General features: G+C 71.6%; 19 protein-coding genes and 1 pseudogene. 16 read left to right on the forward strand and 4 right to left on the reverse strand.

The genetic code is table 11. The features are described 5' to 3' along the window. Positions 1-245 precede the first annotated feature (245 nt). From IEY63_RS18710 to recA, 3 genes are read left to right on the forward strand one after another with little or no spacing between them, the layout of a single operon-like run. Positions 246-1,457, forward strand: coding sequence for a CinA family nicotinamide mononucleotide deamidase-related protein (locus IEY63_RS18710; RefSeq protein ID WP_189070514.1), 1,212 nt, complete (start codon positions 246-248; stop codon positions 1,455-1,457). Then, positions 1,454-2,179 (forward strand): RNA 2',3'-cyclic phosphodiesterase, encoded by a 726-nt coding sequence (gene thpR / locus IEY63_RS18715; protein ID WP_189070515.1) that lies wholly within the window; start codon positions 1,454-1,456, stop codon positions 2,177-2,179. The genes IEY63_RS18710 and thpR overlap by 4 nt, the downstream gene beginning before the upstream one ends. Further along, a complete protein-coding gene (gene recA / locus IEY63_RS18720) occupies positions 2,176-3,240 on the forward strand; it encodes a recombinase RecA (protein ID WP_189070516.1) in 1,065 nt (354 codons plus the stop codon). Before thpR ends, recA begins: the two co-directional genes overlap by 4 nt. Positions 3,241-3,304: 64 nt before the next feature. On the opposite strand, the gene IEY63_RS18725 is transcribed toward recA, so the two are convergent. From IEY63_RS18725 to IEY63_RS18735, 3 genes are all read right to left on the reverse strand, one after another. Then, positions 3,305-4,006: a hypothetical protein gene (locus tag IEY63_RS18725; protein WP_189070517.1), complete on the reverse strand. Its 702-nt coding sequence runs from the start codon at positions 4,004-4,006 to the stop codon at positions 3,305-3,307. Between the two features lie 191 nt (positions 4,007-4,197). After that, positions 4,198-4,782: a biotin transporter BioY gene (locus tag IEY63_RS18730; RefSeq protein ID WP_189070518.1), complete on the reverse strand. Its 585-nt coding sequence runs from the start codon at positions 4,780-4,782 to the stop codon at positions 4,198-4,200. A gap of 31 nt (positions 4,783-4,813) precedes the next feature. Continuing rightward, on the reverse strand, positions 4,814-5,734 hold the full coding sequence (locus IEY63_RS18735; protein WP_189070519.1) for a biotin--[acetyl-CoA-carboxylase] ligase: 921 nt from the start codon (positions 5,732-5,734) through the stop codon (positions 4,814-4,816). 144 nt (positions 5,735-5,878) lie between these two features. On the opposite strand from IEY63_RS18735, the gene IEY63_RS18740 reads away from it, so the two are divergent. The 13 genes and pseudogenes from IEY63_RS18740 (at position 5,879) to IEY63_RS18795 (ending at position 14,998) form a co-directional block, all read left to right on the forward strand. Beyond that, complete coding sequence (locus IEY63_RS18740; RefSeq protein WP_189070520.1) at positions 5,879-6,271, forward strand: Fur family transcriptional regulator; 393 nt, start codon at positions 5,879-5,881, stop codon at positions 6,269-6,271. 102 nt (positions 6,272-6,373) lie between these two features. Beyond that, positions 6,374-7,084, forward strand: a complete 711-nt coding sequence (locus tag IEY63_RS18745) for a hypothetical protein (RefSeq protein WP_229784810.1) — start codon at positions 6,374-6,376, stop codon at positions 7,082-7,084. 73 nt (positions 7,085-7,157) lie between these two features. Beyond that, positions 7,158-7,841, forward strand: a complete 684-nt coding sequence (locus IEY63_RS18750) for a MarC family protein (protein ID WP_189070521.1) — start codon at positions 7,158-7,160, stop codon at positions 7,839-7,841. 100 nt (positions 7,842-7,941) lie between these two features. After that, positions 7,942-8,499 (forward strand): HNH endonuclease, encoded by a 558-nt coding sequence (locus IEY63_RS18755; RefSeq protein ID WP_189070522.1) that lies wholly within the window; start codon positions 7,942-7,944, stop codon positions 8,497-8,499. Positions 8,500-8,616: 117 nt separating this feature from the next. Continuing rightward, complete coding sequence (locus tag IEY63_RS18760) at positions 8,617-9,306, forward strand: ankyrin repeat domain-containing protein (protein WP_189070523.1); 690 nt, start codon at positions 8,617-8,619, stop codon at positions 9,304-9,306. Positions 9,307-9,321: 15 nt separating this feature from the next. Continuing rightward, entirely contained in the window at positions 9,322-9,633 is a 312-nt protein-coding gene (locus IEY63_RS18765) for a hypothetical protein (protein WP_189070524.1), read from the forward strand. 26 nt (positions 9,634-9,659) lie between these two features. After that, positions 9,660-10,211: an HD domain-containing protein gene (locus tag IEY63_RS18770; protein ID WP_189070525.1), complete on the forward strand. Its 552-nt coding sequence runs from the start codon at positions 9,660-9,662 to the stop codon at positions 10,209-10,211. Positions 10,212-10,462: 251 nt separating this feature from the next. After that, a complete protein-coding gene (locus IEY63_RS18775; protein ID WP_189070526.1) occupies positions 10,463-10,606 on the forward strand; it encodes a hypothetical protein in 144 nt (47 codons plus the stop codon). A gap of 38 nt (positions 10,607-10,644) precedes the next feature. After that, the gene (locus tag IEY63_RS18780) at positions 10,645-10,926 is read left to right on the forward strand and encodes a hypothetical protein (RefSeq protein ID WP_189070527.1); all 282 of its coding nucleotides are present in this window, start codon (positions 10,645-10,647) and stop codon (positions 10,924-10,926) included. 213 nt (positions 10,927-11,139) lie between these two features. Further along, a complete protein-coding gene (locus tag IEY63_RS18785; protein WP_189070528.1) occupies positions 11,140-12,378 on the forward strand; it encodes a M24 family metallopeptidase in 1,239 nt (412 codons plus the stop codon). A gap of 454 nt (positions 12,379-12,832) precedes the next feature. Beyond that, positions 12,833-13,888 (forward strand): annotated as a pseudogene (locus IEY63_RS22630) (flavin monoamine oxidase family protein); the annotation flags it as partial. A gap of 17 nt (positions 13,889-13,905) precedes the next feature. Beyond that, the gene (locus IEY63_RS22635; RefSeq protein ID WP_373290938.1) at positions 13,906-14,202 is read left to right on the forward strand and encodes an FAD-dependent oxidoreductase; all 297 of its coding nucleotides are present in this window, start codon (positions 13,906-13,908) and stop codon (positions 14,200-14,202) included. A 118-nt stretch (positions 14,203-14,320) separates the two neighbouring features. After that, positions 14,321-14,998, forward strand: a complete 678-nt coding sequence (locus tag IEY63_RS18795) for an SDR family oxidoreductase (RefSeq protein ID WP_189070530.1) — start codon at positions 14,321-14,323, stop codon at positions 14,996-14,998. Between the two features lie 4 nt (positions 14,999-15,002). On the opposite strand, the gene IEY63_RS18800 is transcribed toward IEY63_RS18795, so the two are convergent. After that, entirely contained in the window at positions 15,003-15,548 is a 546-nt protein-coding gene (locus IEY63_RS18800) for a GNAT family N-acetyltransferase (protein ID WP_189070531.1), read from the reverse strand. Positions 15,549-15,555: the final 7 nt, after the last annotated feature.

A 15,555-nucleotide genomic window follows, 5' to 3' on the forward strand; every position in this document is an offset into this window, starting at 1 on the left:
GACGCTGGTGGGCTGCGGTGGTGCTGAACTGAGCGTACGGTCAGGCGCGCCGGGCGCCCACTGCCGGAAGACAGTGCCGCGCGTGAAGAAGCGTTCAGGCTGCGCTCATGTGCGGTGAGCGGGTCTGTTTCGCCGTGAGGGTCAGGGCCAGATTCTGGGTTCCGTGCCGGTCAGCGAGTGGCGGTCAGTGAAGGTGCAGGGGTGGACGCGAGTTTCGCTTTGGCCTATACTTCGGTGAGGTTGTTATGCCCATAGCAGAAATCATCAGTGTAGGTACCGAGTTGCTGTTCGGCGAGATCGTCGACAGCAACGCCGCGTTCCTCGCCCGTGAACTGGGCGCGCGCGGCGTGACCCTGCACCGCAAAACCGTCGTCGGGGACAACCTGGATCGCCTGCGGGCCGCCATCGAACTGGCGCTGGGCCGCGCCGACCTGCTGCTGCTGGGCGGCGGCCTGGGTCCCACCGACGACGACCTGACCCGCGAGGCCATCGCCGCCGCCCTGAACGAAACGCCGCAGGAGGACGAGGCGCAGCTGACCCACCTGCGCGGCCTGTTCGAGGCGCGCGGCCGGGCCATGCCCGACACGAACCGCAAGCAGGCCTGGCTGATCCCGTCCGCCGAGGCGCTGGCCAACCCGGTCGGGACCGCGCCCGGCTGGTTTGTCCGCACCACATGGAATGGGCAGCCGAAGCTGATCGCGGCGCTGCCGGGGCCGCCCCGCGAGATGCGGCGCATGTGGGCCGAGCAGGTGCTGCCGCGCCTGCCGCTGCCCAGCGCCGCGCTGGAGCACGTCACCCTCCACACGCACGGCATCGGCGAGAGCCTAATCGCCGAGCGGCTGGGTCACCTGACCCGGCAGGCGAACCCCAGCGTCGCCACGTACGCCCGCCTGACCGGCGTGGACGTCCGCGTGGCGGCCAGCGCCCCCACCCCCGACGAGGCCCGCGCGCAGCTGACGCCCGTGCTGAGCGAAGTCCGGGACCTGTTGCGCGAGTGGACCTGGGGCGCGAACGACCAGACTCTGGCGGGCACCGTGCAGGCCGCGCTGGCCGGGCGCACGCTGGGCGTCATCGAGGCGGGCAGCGCGGGTGTGCTGTGCACCCTGCTGGCCGAGCAGCCGGGCTTCCTGGACGCGGCGGTCACGCAGGATCACCGCCGCCTGATCACGCTGGGCCTGACCCCCGTGACCTTGCAGGAAGGCGGGCTGGTCAGCGAGGCGGGCGCCCGCGAGCTGGCCGCCGGGGCGCGCGAGCACCTGGGGGCCGACCTGGGCCTCGCGGTGGTCGTGAGCACGCAGGGCGAGCAGGCCGGGCGCGCGCACGTCGCCCTGAGTGACGGCGCGCGGGTGGCCGTGGCGGGCGTGAACTGGCCGGGCGATCCGGCGCAGCTGCGCGAACGGGCCGCAGTGGCAGCGCTGGCCCTCGCGGCCCGCACCCTGCCAGGATGGACCCCATGACCGACCCCCGCCCGAAACGCCCTGCCCGTCCCACCAGCAAGCCCGCAAATAAAACCGGACCCAAATCTGGAGGCAGACCCGGTCCGAAAGCCGCCGGGAAGGGACGCGGCGCGCCGGACACCCACACGCCCACCACCCAGCGCCTCTTCTTCGCACTGGCCGTCCCGGCCGACGTCACGCCCGCGCTCGTCGCGGCGCAGAGCAAGCTACGGGGCAACTGGCGCTCGGTAACCGCAGACCAGATGCACGTCACGCTGGCGTACCTCCCGGCCGTCCCGCACGACCGGGTGGACGACCTGAAGAAGCTCGGCACGCGCCTCTTCACGGACGCCGCGCCGCTGGACCTGAAGCTGCGCGGCACCGGGTACTTCCCCAACGAGGGCAGCCCCCGCGTGTGGTTCGTGAAGGTCGAAGCCGAGGGCCTGAACGAACTGGCCGCCGCGCTGCGCGAGGGCATCCAGGCGCTCGGCCTAAGCACCGAAGACCTGCCCTTCAAGGCGCACGTCACGCTGGCCCGCAAGAAGGGCCCGGCGCCGCGCGTGCCTCCCCTCCTCTTCCCCCACCACTGGACGGCCGGCAGCGCCGGGCTGCACCGCAGCATCCTGCGCAAGACCGGTCCCATTCATGAAACCGTCAGCACCTTCCGCCTGCGCGGCACCCCCGCCACCCCCGCCCCCGCGACCGAACCGGCCCCGGACGAGGCTCTTCAGGAGACGCCATGAGCAAAGAAAAAGACATCGCCGCCACCCCCACCGACGCCAAGGAACGCGCCAAGGCCATCGAGACGGCCATGAGCCAGATCGAGAAGGCGTTCGGCAAGGGCAGCATCATGAAGCTCGGCGCCGAGAGCAAACTCGACGTGCAGGCCGTCAGCACCGGCAGCCTGTCACTGGACCTCGCGCTGGGCGTGGGCGGCGTGCCCAAGGGCCGCATCACCGAGATCTACGGCCCGGAATCCGGCGGCAAGACCACCCTGGCGCTGAGCATCGTCGCACAGTCCCAGAAGGCCGGCGGCACCTGCGCGTTCATTGACGCCGAGCACGCCCTGGACCCCGTGTACGCCCGCAGCCTGGGCGTGAACACCGACGAACTGCTCGTCTCGCAGCCCGACAACGGCGAGCAGGCGCTGGAGATCATGGAACTCCTCGTCCGCAGCGGCGCCGTGGACGTCGTCGTCGTGGACTCCGTGGCTGCTCTGACGCCCCGCGCGGAAATCGAGGGCGAGATGGGCGACAGCCTCCCCGGCCTCCAGGCCCGCCTGATGAGCCAGGCGCTGCGCAAACTCACCGCGATCCTCAGCAAGACCGGCACCGCCGCCATCTTCATCAACCAGGTGCGCGAGAAGATCGGTGTGATGTACGGCAACCCCGAAACCACCACCGGCGGCCGCGCCCTGAAGTTCTACTCCAGCGTGCGCCTGGACGTCCGCAAGATCGGCCAGCCCGTCAAGATGGGCAACGACGCCATCGGCAACACCGTGAAGGTCAAGACCGTGAAGAACAAGGTCGCGCCGCCCTTCAAGGAAGTCGAACTGACCCTGATGTACGGCAAGGGCTTCGACCAGCTCAGTGACCTCGTGACGCTCGCCAGCGACATGGACATCATCAAGAAGGCCGGCAGCTTCTACTCCTATGGAGACGAGCGCATCGGCCAGGGCAAGGAAAAGGCCATCGCGTACATCGCCGAGCGGCCCGAAATGGAAGCCGAGATCCGCACCCGCGTCCTCGGCGCAATCAAGGAAGGCCGCGACCCGCTCGCCGCCGTGCCCACCGTCGCCGAGTGAGGGTGATGGTTCAAGGTTGATAGATGATGGAGGGGGAGGCCTGCGGATCTCCCCTCTTCCGTCGTCAGCGGGCCTGCCAGACGGTCACGGTGTCCAGCGGGGCGAGGGTCAGGGTGCGCGTGGCCTCCTCCCCGGTGTAGTCCACGTCCTCCTGCACGACGTTCCACCCGGCGCGCAGGGGCAAGTTCACGTTCAGCCGCTCGGGCATGGCCTGCTCCGGCACGCAGCGGGCCTCGCCACTGACAGTCACGTCCGCCGCGCTGAATACCAGCCGCTGGAAACGCACGCGGCCGTCCATGTCCGGCTGCCCCTCCAGCAGGTTCGCCTCGGTGTTCAGGACCGTCGCGGGCTGCCACAGGTCCTCACCCACGATGCTGCCCACGCTGGGGAACGTGCGCCCGGCCGCGGCCACGCGCAGTTCGTCCAGCGGGAACACCTGCGCCGCCGGGTCGCCCAGCGTGATCTTCCCGCTGCGGGTCGCGCAGCCCAGCGGGTCCAGGTTCAGCCACTCCGTCAGCGGCATCAGGGCGCCCGCCAGCCGCTCCGGGGTGGGCAGCGGCAACGTCAGGTCACCCGCCGCGCCGAGCGTCCCACGCGCCGCCTGGATGCGGCGGTCGTCCCCGCCGGGGAAAGGCAGCAGCACCCCCACGGAACCCGCACCGCCCTCCCAGCCGGGCAGCGTGCCGCGCAGCACCGGCGTGTCCGCCTGCGCCCCCACCACGCCGCCCAGGAGGGCCGCCCCCACCGCCACCGTTGTCCTTCGCACGGCCCCAGCGTACGTCGCCCGGCCTACGCGGGGATGCCACTTTCGGCGGATGCCCACCCAGCCGCGCACCCGGCAGAGTGAGGGCACGCCAGCCTCACGGGTCTCCGCACGGGAGACACGCCACGCGCCACCGCGCGGCATGGTGACGGCCCCCACCCGGGTGAAGGTGGGGGCCGTGTCCGGATTGCCGGTTATTTGCGGATGATCTTCCAGGCGGTGGGCAGCAGCAGCGCAGCCAGAAGCAGCTTGATGGTGTCCCCGATGATGAAGGGGGTCAGGCCGGCGGTTAGGAGCGCGCCGCCCTTCAGGCCGGTCAGGGCGCCCAGCACGGGGAGGCCCACGGCGTAGATGAGGGCGCTGCCCGCGAGCATGGCGAGGCAGGTGCCCAGGAACTTGCGGTCCAGCGCGTAGCGTTCCACGAGGAAGCCGACGAGGGCGGCGGCCAGCGGGTAGCTGAACAGGTAGCCGACGCTGGCGCGCATTCCCGTGCCGGCGGCGTTCATCAGGCCAGCGGAGCCGCCGGAGAGGACGTGCAGTCCGGCCGCTCCGGCCGCGACGTACACGGCCAGGGCGGCCAGGGCGCGTTTCCAGCCGAGCGCGGCGCCCACGAGCAGCACGCCGAGCGTCTGGAGGGTCATCGGGACGGGCTTCAGCGGCACCTCTGCCTGGGCGAGCAGGGCGACGAAGGCGGCGCCGCCCACGACGAGCAGCACGTCGCGCAGGAGGCTGGGGGTGGGGGCGAGCTGACGGGCGAGGGTGGGGTGGGTCAGGGTCATGGTGGTGTCCTCCGGTGTGGGGGTGGGGGCGTCAGGTGAGGGTGCCGATGAGCTGCACGTCGCCCGCGCCGACGGTGAGGGGTCCGGCGGGCGTCTGCACGATCAGGCTGCCGCTGGGGTCGAGGTCGAGGGCGGTGCCATCCACGGGGCCCTGCGGGGTCTGCACGCGCACGGGCTGGCCCAGCGTGACGCTGGCCGCGCGCCACGCGTGCAGGACCTCGTCCGGTGGGGCGGCCAGCCACGTGTGCAGTTCCCGCAGCACGTCCGTCAGGAGCTGCGCGCGGGTCAAGTCCGGGCGGAACTCACGCAGGTGCGCGGCCCCCTCCGGCGCGGCGCTGACGTTCACGCCGATGCCCAGCACCGCCCGGCGCGCTTCCTCGCCGCGCAGGTCGGCTTCGAGCAGAATGCCCGCCAGTTTGCGGCGGTCCGGGGCGAGCAGGTCGTTCGGCCATTTCAGGCCGCCCACGCCCGCCGCGCGGGCCAGCGCGACGCCCCCCGCCAGGGGCAGCAGCGCCAGGTGCGGGAGACTCAGGGGGCCGCCACCAGGGCCGTGCCGCAGCAGCACGCTGAAGACCAGGGTGCCGTGCGTGGTGTCCCAGGTGCGGCCGCGCCGGCCGCGCCCGGCGGTCTGCCGTTCGGCGGTCAGCACCGCGCCGTGCGGGGCGGGGTTGGCCGCGTCGTCCGCCCAGGCGCGCAGGGCGTCCTGGGTGCTGGTCACGGTGCCGTGGTAGCGGTGCGCGGCGCCCAGGTCGCCCGTGGGGGTCACGAGCGCCGGGGCGGGCGCGTCTGGGGGCAGGGCGTACCCGGCGCGGCTGACCTGCACGGGCACCCCGTCCTCCTGAAGGCGGCGGGCCAGCGTGTTCACGGTGACGCGGTTCACGCCGAGCCGCGCGCCCAGCGCGTCCCCGGTCTGGGGCTGGGCGCTCAGGAGAGGCAGGAGGCGCTCGGGCATGGTCGTTCAGTGTTGTACGCGCCGGACTGAACGAAAGCAATGAACCGGGTGCAAAGGCGCGGCCCGCATACCCGGACGCACGGCACACGCAACTGTGTGCACCGCGTCATCGGCGCGTCAGGCGGCCTTTGATAGACTGCGCGCATGACGATGGTGCGCCAGACCAAGCAGCGGGCAGCGGTGATCGAGGTGCTGCGCGCGGCCCGGTCCCACCCGGACGCCGCCTGGATTCACGCGCAGGTCCGCGAGCAGCTGCCCAGCGTCAGCCTGGGCACCGTGTACCGCACCCTGGACGCCCTGGTCCGCGACGGCGTGGTGGTCACGCTGGAACGCGCCGGGCAGGCCACCCGCTACGACTACAAGCACGAGGGCGACGCCCACCACCACGCCGTATGCCGCAGTTGCGGCGCGATCTTCGACGTGGACGCCGGAGACGTGCCCGCCGTGCCCGCCTCGGCCCTGCCCGCCGGGTTTCAGGTCACCGACGTGCGCCTGGAATTCATGGGCGTGTGCCCCACCTGCCAGACGCAGCACTGAAGCAAGTCGTTCAGGTCCCCTCGCCTGCCGCGTGCAGGTCGAGGGGGCCATGCCGTGGGGTGCGGGACGCCTTGCCTGGGGCGGGGGCAGTACGCTGCGCGGGTGACCGTGCCGCCCACCCCGTCCCCCGCGCAGCCTGACGCTCCGGAATTCCCGGTGTACACCGCCCGCTCGTTCCTGCCCACGTTCCTGCTGGGCTGGGGGCTGGGCGCGGCACTGACCTTCGCGGTGCGTGCCCTGGGCGGCGCGCTGCTGACGAACCCCTGCGAGGGCCACACCATCCTGGCGCTGCTGGTGCCGCTGCTGCTCGGCCCGGGCGGGCTGGCATTCACCGCCCGGCACTGGCGGCAGCCCGCCCGGGCGGCGCTGGGCCTGGGCCTGGTCGTGGCGTCCCTCATGCCCGCGCTGTTCGTGGGCGCGCAGGACATCGGCGGGCTGCGCCGCACCGGCTGCGCGGGCGGGTACGTGGTGATCTCCGAGGTGGTGAACGGCCAGCGGGGCGAGAGCATCAGCTCACTGGCCCTCCCGGCAGGCACCGAGCGCACCCTGACGGCCCGCGTGGGCGGCTACACCCGCCAGACGCACCCGGGGCTGTTCACCGTGCGCGGCGCGGCCAGCACGCCCGGCGTGGTCGTCACGCCCGCCCGCACGCAGGTGCACGCCGGTGAGGACTTCCCGGTCACGGTGCGGGTGCTGCCGAACACCCCCGTGAACTCGTACACGGCGGGCGTGAACGCCGTGATCACCCAGGATGGACAGCAGATCGAGGCGAGCGGCGTGCTGGAACTGAACGTCCGCCCCCGCCAGCCCTGAGCGCGCGGCCAGGGCGCCGCCCGTCCAGCGGGGGCCTCTGCGACCTGTGGAAACCGGGTGGTACGCTCGGACGGTGAACGTGGCGGAACTCTCCAGCATTGCTTTACAGACGTTCCTGACCATGCTCGTGGTGATGGACCCCATCGGCCTAGCGCCGATCTTCATCGGGCTGGCCGGGAACCGCCCCAGCTTCGAGCGGCGGCGTATGGCCGTGCGCGCCAGCCTGGTCGCGGGCGTGATCATCCTGCTGTTCGGGCTGTTCGGGCGGGGCCTGCTGGACCACCTGGGCATCAGCCTCAGCTCGTTCCGCATCGCGGGGGGCATCCTGCTGTTCCTGATCGCGCTGGACATGGTGTTCGCCCGCCCCAGCGGCAGCAAGGAAACCGCCGAGGAGGAGCAGGAGGCGCAGGAACGGCAGGACATCAGCGTCTTCCCGCTGGCCATTCCGCTCATCGCGGGGCCCGGGACGCTGGCCAGCATCATGATTCTCGCGGGGGACGCGCACGGCTCGCCGCTGCTGCTCACGGCAGTCTTCCTCGTGACGGGCGCGGTGCTGCTGCTGTGTTACCTCGCCCTGCGCCTGTCCGGTCAGATTGCGCGCGTGATCGGCCTGACCGGCGTGCACGTGGTCACGCGCGTGCTGGGCGTGCTGCTGGGCGCCCTGGCGGTGCAGTACGTCGCGGACGGCACGCTCGAACTCCTGCGCGGCGGCCTGAAGACCGGCTCGGCGCTGCTGCGCGCCGCCGGACTCAGCTAGCGCGGCGCGCGCCCTACGCCATTCACCGCAGCGAACCCCCAGGGAAAACTAAGCGTGTCAGCGCAACAATGCTCTGACCCCCACGATTTAGAATCCGGTCATGACTTCCAGAAAGGACGTGCCGGACACCAACCGAATAGCCCGGGTCGCTGCTGACCTGAACGCGCCGCGGGTGCTGGTGCTGAACGCGTCCTACGAACCGCTGCACGTCACCAGCGCCAAGCGGGCCATCACGCTCGTGCAGTACGGCGTGGCGGAAATTCTCGAAGACAGCGAGGACGTGGTCCGCTCGCCCAGCACAGTTATGCCGGTCCCCAGCGTCATCCGCCTGCGCCGCTACGTGCGCCGCCCCCGCGTGCACCCGGTCCCGTTCAACCGCCGCAACGTGCTGCGCCGCGACACCTTCACCTGCCAGTACTGCGGCTCACCGGAGGAACTCACCATGGACCACGTGCTGCCCCGCTCGCGCGGCGGCCGGCACACCTGGGAGAACGTCGTGACCGCGTGCCGCACCTGCAACCAGCGCAAGGGCAACCGCACGCCCGAGGAGGCCGCCATGCCCCTGCGCACCCGCCCCCGCGCACCCACCTTCGGCGTGTACGCCCACGGACAGTTCGCCCACTGGCAACCTCAGTGGACCCGCTACCTGGGCGGCTGAAGCGGGCCCAGAGAGCCGGGCGGAATCTCTGGAGGCGCGTGAGTCAGCTGTGAGTGTCGGGCCCTTACACTCACCGGTGCAGCGGCGGTCAACGAGGCTGGCGCGGCCTGGAGGTTCATGATGATTCGACGCGCGTTGATGCTCGCCACTCTGCTGCTGAGTGCCACCTCGGCCCAGTCGGTTTCCCCGGAGGAACTGGCGGGACGACTCTACCGGGACGCCAGTGACGGCAACGTGCAGGCCGTGCAGGCGGATCTGCAGGGCGGCGCGCCCGTGAACTTCCAGTTGCCACAGACGCGCAGCACGGCCCTGATGACGGCCGCTCAGAATGGCCGCACGGACGTGGTGGCGTTCCTGCTCGCTCATGGGGCCAATCCGGATCTCCGGGACTGGCATGGCCAGACGGCCCTGGACTTCGCGCGCACCACCGGGAACGCCCGGCTGATCGCGCTGCTTCAAGGGGCGTCCGGTCAGGCCACGCCAGCCCCAACCGCGCCTGCCGCCCGCCCCGCCACGCTCCCGACCGCATCCCGCCCGGCGCCGGTTGGCACGACTTGGCCTGGCTTCGGCGCGTTCCGACCGTGGGACGCGGTGCAGTTCTGGACCGCGACCGGCTGGCGAGCTGGGACGATCACCGCCGTGGGCGCAGCGGGACCGCGGTCGAGTCGCGGCGCCGCCCCGACAGAGCGGCAGTACCGGATCGCGCAGGACGCCCATCCGGACTGGACGCCGGACTGGTACGACTGGGGACTGGTCGCCCACCTCAGCCGCGCTCCTTACTGGACCGCGTTCTTCCTGGGCGACTAGCGACTGGGTGAGACCATGGCGGTCAACACGTCAGTCGTGGGCAACGTGGCGACCACCGAGTTTTCATATGGGAGCGCGTCAGAGGCTCTGCGCGTCGCCGCCGACGGCACCTACCGGTGGAAATCCGCGGGGAAGGCGGTGCAGGGCCGCCGGGTACCCAGCCCCGACGGTCCGGGGATCGTACTGCAGCGCGCATTGGGCGGCGTGGACTGGACGCTGCGTAACGAATCGAACGCCACCACCGAGAATATCCGCGGGCTCCAGAGCGCGCGGCTGACTGCGGCAGGCAAGGCCAGCGTCTCGGCGAAGCGCCCCCTGCGTCCGTGAACTTCGACTCGCGGGTACACTGCGGCATGAACCGGGATCAGGCGTACGAGTTGATGGTGCAGCACACGCCCAGCGTGTCGTTGCAGCGGCACATGCTGAACGTGGAGGCCGCGATGCGCGCCTACGCCCGCCACTGGGGCGAGGACGAGGACCTGTACGCGGTGACGGGCCTGCTGCATGACTTCGATTACGAGGCGCACCCGGACGAGCACCCTAACTGGGGCGTGGCGTTCCTGCGCGAGCACACCGACACCCCCGAAACCGTGCTGGACGCGATCATGGGACACGCGGCGTACACCGGCACGCCCCGCGAGTCGCAGCTGTCGAAGACCCTGTTCGCGGTGGATGAACTGACTGGGCTGGTGCAGGCCGCTGCACTCGTCCGCCCGGACAAGGACGTGCGGCAGGTGGAGCTGAGCAGCCTGAAAAAGCGCTTCAAGAACCGCGCGTTCGCGGCGGGCGTGAACCGCGACGAGGTCGAGCAGGGCGCGCGTGAACTGGGCGTGGATCTGGACGAGCACATGACGCGGGTGCTGCGTGCCATGCAGGACATGCAGCCCGAGACGCAGCCCGCCTGACCCCCTCCTCCACCCCGCCCGCCTGGATGCACCGTCCAGGCGGGCGTTGCTCTTGCCGATCATGCCTGACGCCCGGCTGACCGCCAGCGATCATGGGCCGCTCATGGGGGGGCGCGTACGGTGGGGGCACCAGACGGGAAGGCGTCCCAGACGCCAGAAGCCCCACCCGCAGGAGGTGAGACCGACTGGCCATTCGCACCGTCCGTAGCTCCTCGGCCCACGCCCACCCACGCCCCACAGGAGACCTGATCATGACCACCCGCACCCTGCCCGCCCCCCGCCCGCAGACCACCCGGCGTTCTCTGAGCGCCCTGGCGCTCGCCACCCTCAGCCTGAGCGCCCTGATCGCCCCGCAGCGCGCGTACGCCGCTCCGGCCGACATGACCGGCACCTGAACAGCAACGTCACGACCAGCGGCGTCACCCGCGTGAACGTGACCCGCGCAGCGGGCGGGCAGATGACCGTGCAGGTCTTCGGACGCTGCCACCCCAGCGACTGCGACTGGGGCAGCGCGCAGATGATCACGTACGGCGCGACCGTCAGTGACAGCAACCACTTCACGGCGACCGCCGTGTTCGCCAAGGGCTTCGCCACGACCACGCTGGTCATGAATTTCGCCCGGGGCCGCCTGGACGTGCAGGCGCTGACGCAGTTCACGGACGGCAGCGGCCGCCAGAACTACGCCAGCCGCGACGCCTTCGCCCGCTACCGCTGAGCGTCACAGCTGACACGCCGGAAACCTTTCCCGCGCACAGTGCGTATCAGGTGGCAGGTGGGTGATGCCCCACCGTAGCCACACCTTCAGACCTCTTCAGTCCTTTCAGCGCCGCGCCTCCTGTTCCCGGAGGGGCGGCGCGCGACTGTGCCGACTGTGGCGTGTCCGCGCTGGCCGACTGCTCCGGGCGTGCGCCGCGTTACCCTGGGCGGCATGACCTCGCCGATCACGCGTATGCAGCAGGCCCTCGCCGCGACCAGCCTGGACGGCTGGCTGGTGTACGACTTTCAGGGCCTCAACCCGCACGCCCGCACCGTCCTGAACCTCCCGAAAGAGGCGTTCCTGACGCGGCGGTTTTTCGTGTGGGTGCCGCGCAGCGGTCAGGCGGTGGTGCTGCACAACCACATCGAGGGCGGCACGTGGGGCGAGATCACCCGCACCTGGGACGCCGAGCGGCGTGCGTTCGGGTCTCACGCGGAACTGGACGCCGCGCTGCGCGGCGTGGTCGCCGGGCGCACCCTGGCCATGGAGTACAGCCCCAGTGGCGCGGTGCCGTACGTGAGCCGCGTGGATGCCGGGACGGTCGAGCGGGTCCGGGCTGCCGGGGCCGCCGCGATTGAGACCAGCGCCGATCTGCTCCAGTCGTTCCTGGCCTGGAGCGCCGACGATCTGGCCGCGCATGAGCGGGCCGTGGCGGTTCTGATGCAGGCGAAGGATGATGCGTTCCGCCTGATTCACGAGCGCCTGCAGGCCGCTCAGCCGGTGACGGAACTGGACGCGCAGGCGGTGATCATGCGGCAGATCGAGGCGGCGGGCATGCAGGCCGGGCACGCCGTGAACGTGAGTTTCGGCGTGAACGCCGCCGACAGCCACTACGAACCTAGTCCGGAACGCCACGCCACGCTGAAGCCCGGCGAGTGCGTCCTGATTGACCTGTGGGCGCAGGAGCCGGGCCGACCGTTTGCGGACGTCACCTGGGTCGGGTACGCGGGTCAGCCCACGCCCGCGTACCAGAGCGCCTGGGCAGCCGTCGTGGCGGCCCGGGACGCGGCGCTGCGCACCATTGTGGACGGGTACGCCCAGGCCGGGTGGGGCGAGGTGCAGGGCTGGATGGCCGACCGCGCCGCGCGCGACGCCATGGGCTCCGAGTGGGAGCCGTATTTCCTGCACCGCACCGGGCACGACTTGGGCGTGAGCATTCACGGGGCGGGCGCGAACCTCGACGATTACGAGACGCGCGACACCCGCACCCTCACGCCCGGCTTGGCCGTGACCATCGAACCCGGCACGTACCCCGCTGCGCAGGGCTTCGGGATTCGCAGCGAGATCGACGTGTACCTCGACCCGCAGACCGGCCCGCGCGTCACGCCGGACACGCAGGCCGCGCCGTTCATCCTGGGCGGGGCAGAGGACTGGGCGCAGGTGCGGGCCCGCGCGTACGGTCAGAGCTGAGCAGGCCCGCCGGGGCGGAGAGACTGAAGACAAGGGCGGCCGCGCCGATGACGCGGCCGCCCTTGCGCGGTCCCATAGGCGGATGCGGTAAGGTCGGAGGGTCCCTCCCGTTCAGTTCGCGCAGTCTCACCGGTCCTCACTTGAAGAGGTGGCTCCTGATGATCCCGATGCCCTCCGTCCTGCCCTGCCCCCACCTCCCGCCGGGCGGCGCGGCGTGACCCGCACGCCCCTGCTGCATTCCCTGCTGGGCGCCCTGAGCCTCGCCCGTCACGCGGAACGTCAGGGCCTCGGCACCGGGGACGTGCTGGAGGAGCGTGAGCGGGCCGTGACCCGCCGCGCGGTGCTGCGCGCCTCGGCCGCAGCGGCCGGCCTGACCCTCACGGCCTGCGCCCGGCCCCTGTCTCCCGGCCCGGCGGCTCACCTGGGCGCGCTGGGCGGCGCGGAGGAGGTCGCCGTGATCGGCGGGGGCATCGCGGGGCTGGTGGCCGCGTACCGCCTCACGCAGGCGGGCGTACCCTGCCGCGTGTTCGAGGCGTCAGGCCGCGCCGGGGGCCGCATGCACACGCTGCGGGGGCAGTTCGCGCGTCCCGTGGAACTGGGCGGCGAGCTGATCGACAGCGGCCACAAGCGACTCAGGCGACTGGCGGCCGAGCTGCGCCTGAATCTGCTGGACCTGACGCAGACGGACGTGGGCCTCACGGCGCAGTGGTTTGATTTCGGCGGGCAGCGCTACAGCGAGGCGCAGGCGGTGGACGCCTTCCGGCCGCTCGCCCGTCAGATCGACCGGGACCTTGCCAGCCTGGGGGCAGAGACGATCACGTACAGGAACCCGGACACCGGGCGCCGCCTGGACGCCCTGTCCGTGCGCGCGTACCTGGAGAGCATCGGCGCGGGCGGCTGGCTGCTGAGCCTGCTGGACGTGGCGTACACCATCGAGTACGGACTGGACGCCACCGAGCAGAGCAGCCTGAACTTCCTGTACCTGGTCGGGAACCGTCCGGGGCAGTTCGAGCTGTTCGGGTACAGCGACGAGCGCTACAGCATCGAGGGTGGCAACGATCAGGTGCCCAGGCTGCTCGCGCAGCGCCTCAGGGACCGTGTGCAGTACGGCTCGCGCCTGGACGCCGTGACGCTACGGTCGGATGGGCGCTACGCCCTGACCCTGAACGAGGGCGGCACGCTGCGCCGCGTGACCGCCCCGCGCGTGGTGTTCGCGCTGCCGTTCACGACGCTGCGGAACGTGAACCTCAGCGGCGTCCCCCTCCCGGCCGTGAAGCGCCGCGCGATTCAGGACCTCGGGTACGGCACGAACGCCAAGCTGATCGCCGGGTTTACGCGCCGCCTGTGGCGCGACACGTACGGCTCGTGCGGCGAGGTGTACACCGACCGCGGCTGGCAGAACACCTGGGAGAGCAGCCGCGCGGCGAGCGCCCCGGGCGGCTGCCTCACGAACTACCTGGGGGCGCGGCGGGCCTTCAGGTGGGCCAGGGCACCCCGGAGGCCCAGACGGACTGCTGGCTGGGCAGCATGGAGGGGCTGTGGCCGGGACTGCTGGCCGCCCGGTCCGCCGAGGCGCCGGTGCGGGCCTACTGGCCGGGCAACCCGTTCGTGCTGGCGTCGTACGCATGCTACCGGGTGGGGCAGTGGACGACCATCGCGGGCGCGGAGGCCGAGGCGTCCGGGCGCCTGCACTTCTGCGGGGAGCACACCAGCCTCGACTACCAGGGGTACATGGAAGGCGGTGTGGAGAGCGCCGAGCGGGTCGTTGGCGAGGTGCTGGCGACCACGGCCCGCCACGCGGCCAGGGCCCCCCGGCTGGCCTGAACGCCGCGACCGGGGCGGCCCGGTTTGGCGCCGCGCCGCGCGCGGGCGCATGAGGCGGCCTTAAAGCTTCGCTCAGGCTTGCCGGTGCCCCCCGCGTCCGAACCGCTACCCTGAGGGCATGGCGAACCTCGGCTCCTCCACGATCATGCTTACGGGCGCGGGCGGCGCACTGGCCACCGCCATCGCGCAGGAACTCGACGATGCGGGCGCGCAGATGGTCCTCGTCGGACGCGGCGAGAGCCTGGCGCGCGCCGCTGACCGCTTCCCCGCCACCGAGGTTCTGGACCTTGACCTGCGTGACCCCTCCAGCATTGAGGCGCTGCGCCGGGTCAAGGTGGACACCCTGATCCACACGGTCGGCGCGTACGACACGCAGGACGCGCACAAGGCCACCGAAACCGACTACGACGCGATGTTCGACGCGAACATGCGCACCCTCTTCCACGCCGTGCAGGGCGTCCTGCCGCACATGCTCAAGCAGAAAGACGGCCTGATCATGGGCGTCAGCGCCGGGCAGGCCGCGAGTCTCAGCGGCCCCAAGGCCGCGCTGTACACCGCCAGCAAATCCGCCGTGGCGTCCTACGTGCTGAGCCTGCACGACGAACTGAAACACAAGGGCGTGCGCGGCATGGTCCTGTACCCCATGGGCGCCATCGACACGCCCAGCAACCGCGACGCGGGCCTCAGCTGGGACAGCATGATCGACCCGCGCGGCCTCGCCAAGAGCGTCGCCCACGCCCTCACCCGACCCGACCGCGCCCACATCACCGAGATCAAGGTCTACCCCGACACCTGAACCTTTAGGCGGGGTCGGTGTTCAGGCGGCTGTACAGGATGAGGTCGGTGGGCTGGGCGTCCCTGAAGGCGGCGTGGCGCAGGGTGCCTTCGCACTGGAAGCCCAGCTTGTCGAGCACGCGGGCGGAGGCGGCGTTCCAGGGAAAGACGGTCGCGTGGAGGCGGCGCAGGTGCAGCGGTCCGAAGCCGAAGTCCAGCGTGAGCCGCGCGGCTTCCGTGGCGTACCCGCGGCCGTGGTGGGGCACGCCGATCCAGTAGCCGAGTTCGGCGCGCGGCTGGTCCGGGTCGGGGCTGAGGGTGACGCTGCCCAGCAGCTGGCCGCCTTGGCGGTCCGTGACGGCCCAGGAGAAGCTGCGGCCCTGCCGGGCGGCGTCTGGTCGGGAGTGGATCCAGGTGAGGGCCAGCCCCGGCGGGTAGGGGCTGGGAATGGACCGCATGCCCGCCGCGATCTGGGGGTGGCTCAGCAGGGTGGTGAGGGCGGGGGCGTCCGCGTCCGTGAAGGGCCTCAGGTGCAGGCGGGCCGTGCGGATCTCGGGCGGGGAGGGAGTCATGGCGCAC

Origin of the sequence: Deinococcus radiotolerans, from assembly GCF_014647435.1 — a bacterium.
GTDB classification, from domain to species: Bacteria; Deinococcota; Deinococci; order Deinococcales; family Deinococcaceae; genus Deinococcus; species Deinococcus radiotolerans.

Coding starts and splice junctions, on each gene's coding strand:
- IEY63_RS18800 (WP_189070531.1), bottom strand. CDS start 15,548: ATGACTCCCTCCCCGCCCGAGATCCGCACGGCCCGCCTGCACCTGAGG.
- IEY63_RS18775 (WP_189070526.1), top strand. CDS start 10,463: ATGACCACCCGCACCCTGCCCGCCCCCCGCCCGCAGACCACCCGGCGT.
- IEY63_RS18760 (WP_189070523.1), top strand. CDS start 8,617: ATGATGATTCGACGCGCGTTGATGCTCGCCACTCTGCTGCTGAGTGCC.
- IEY63_RS18770 (WP_189070525.1), top strand. CDS start 9,660: ATGAACCGGGATCAGGCGTACGAGTTGATGGTGCAGCACACGCCCAGC.
- IEY63_RS22635 (WP_373290938.1), top strand. CDS start 13,906: ATGGAGGGGCTGTGGCCGGGACTGCTGGCCGCCCGGTCCGCCGAGGCG.
- IEY63_RS18730 (WP_189070518.1), bottom strand. CDS start 4,782: ATGACCCTGACCCACCCCACCCTCGCCCGTCAGCTCGCCCCCACCCCC.
- IEY63_RS18710 (WP_189070514.1), top strand. CDS start 246: ATGCCCATAGCAGAAATCATCAGTGTAGGTACCGAGTTGCTGTTCGGC.
- IEY63_RS18785 (WP_189070528.1), top strand. CDS start 11,140: ATGACCTCGCCGATCACGCGTATGCAGCAGGCCCTCGCCGCGACCAGC.
- IEY63_RS18795 (WP_189070530.1), top strand. CDS start 14,321: ATGGCGAACCTCGGCTCCTCCACGATCATGCTTACGGGCGCGGGCGGC.
- recA (WP_189070516.1), top strand. CDS start 2,176: ATGAGCAAAGAAAAAGACATCGCCGCCACCCCCACCGACGCCAAGGAA.
- IEY63_RS18755 (WP_189070522.1), top strand. CDS start 7,942: ATGACTTCCAGAAAGGACGTGCCGGACACCAACCGAATAGCCCGGGTC.
- thpR (WP_189070515.1), top strand. CDS start 1,454: ATGACCGACCCCCGCCCGAAACGCCCTGCCCGTCCCACCAGCAAGCCC.
- IEY63_RS18765 (WP_189070524.1), top strand. CDS start 9,322: ATGGCGGTCAACACGTCAGTCGTGGGCAACGTGGCGACCACCGAGTTT.
- IEY63_RS18735 (WP_189070519.1), bottom strand. CDS start 5,734: ATGCCCGAGCGCCTCCTGCCTCTCCTGAGCGCCCAGCCCCAGACCGGG.
- IEY63_RS18740 (WP_189070520.1), top strand. CDS start 5,879: ATGACGATGGTGCGCCAGACCAAGCAGCGGGCAGCGGTGATCGAGGTG.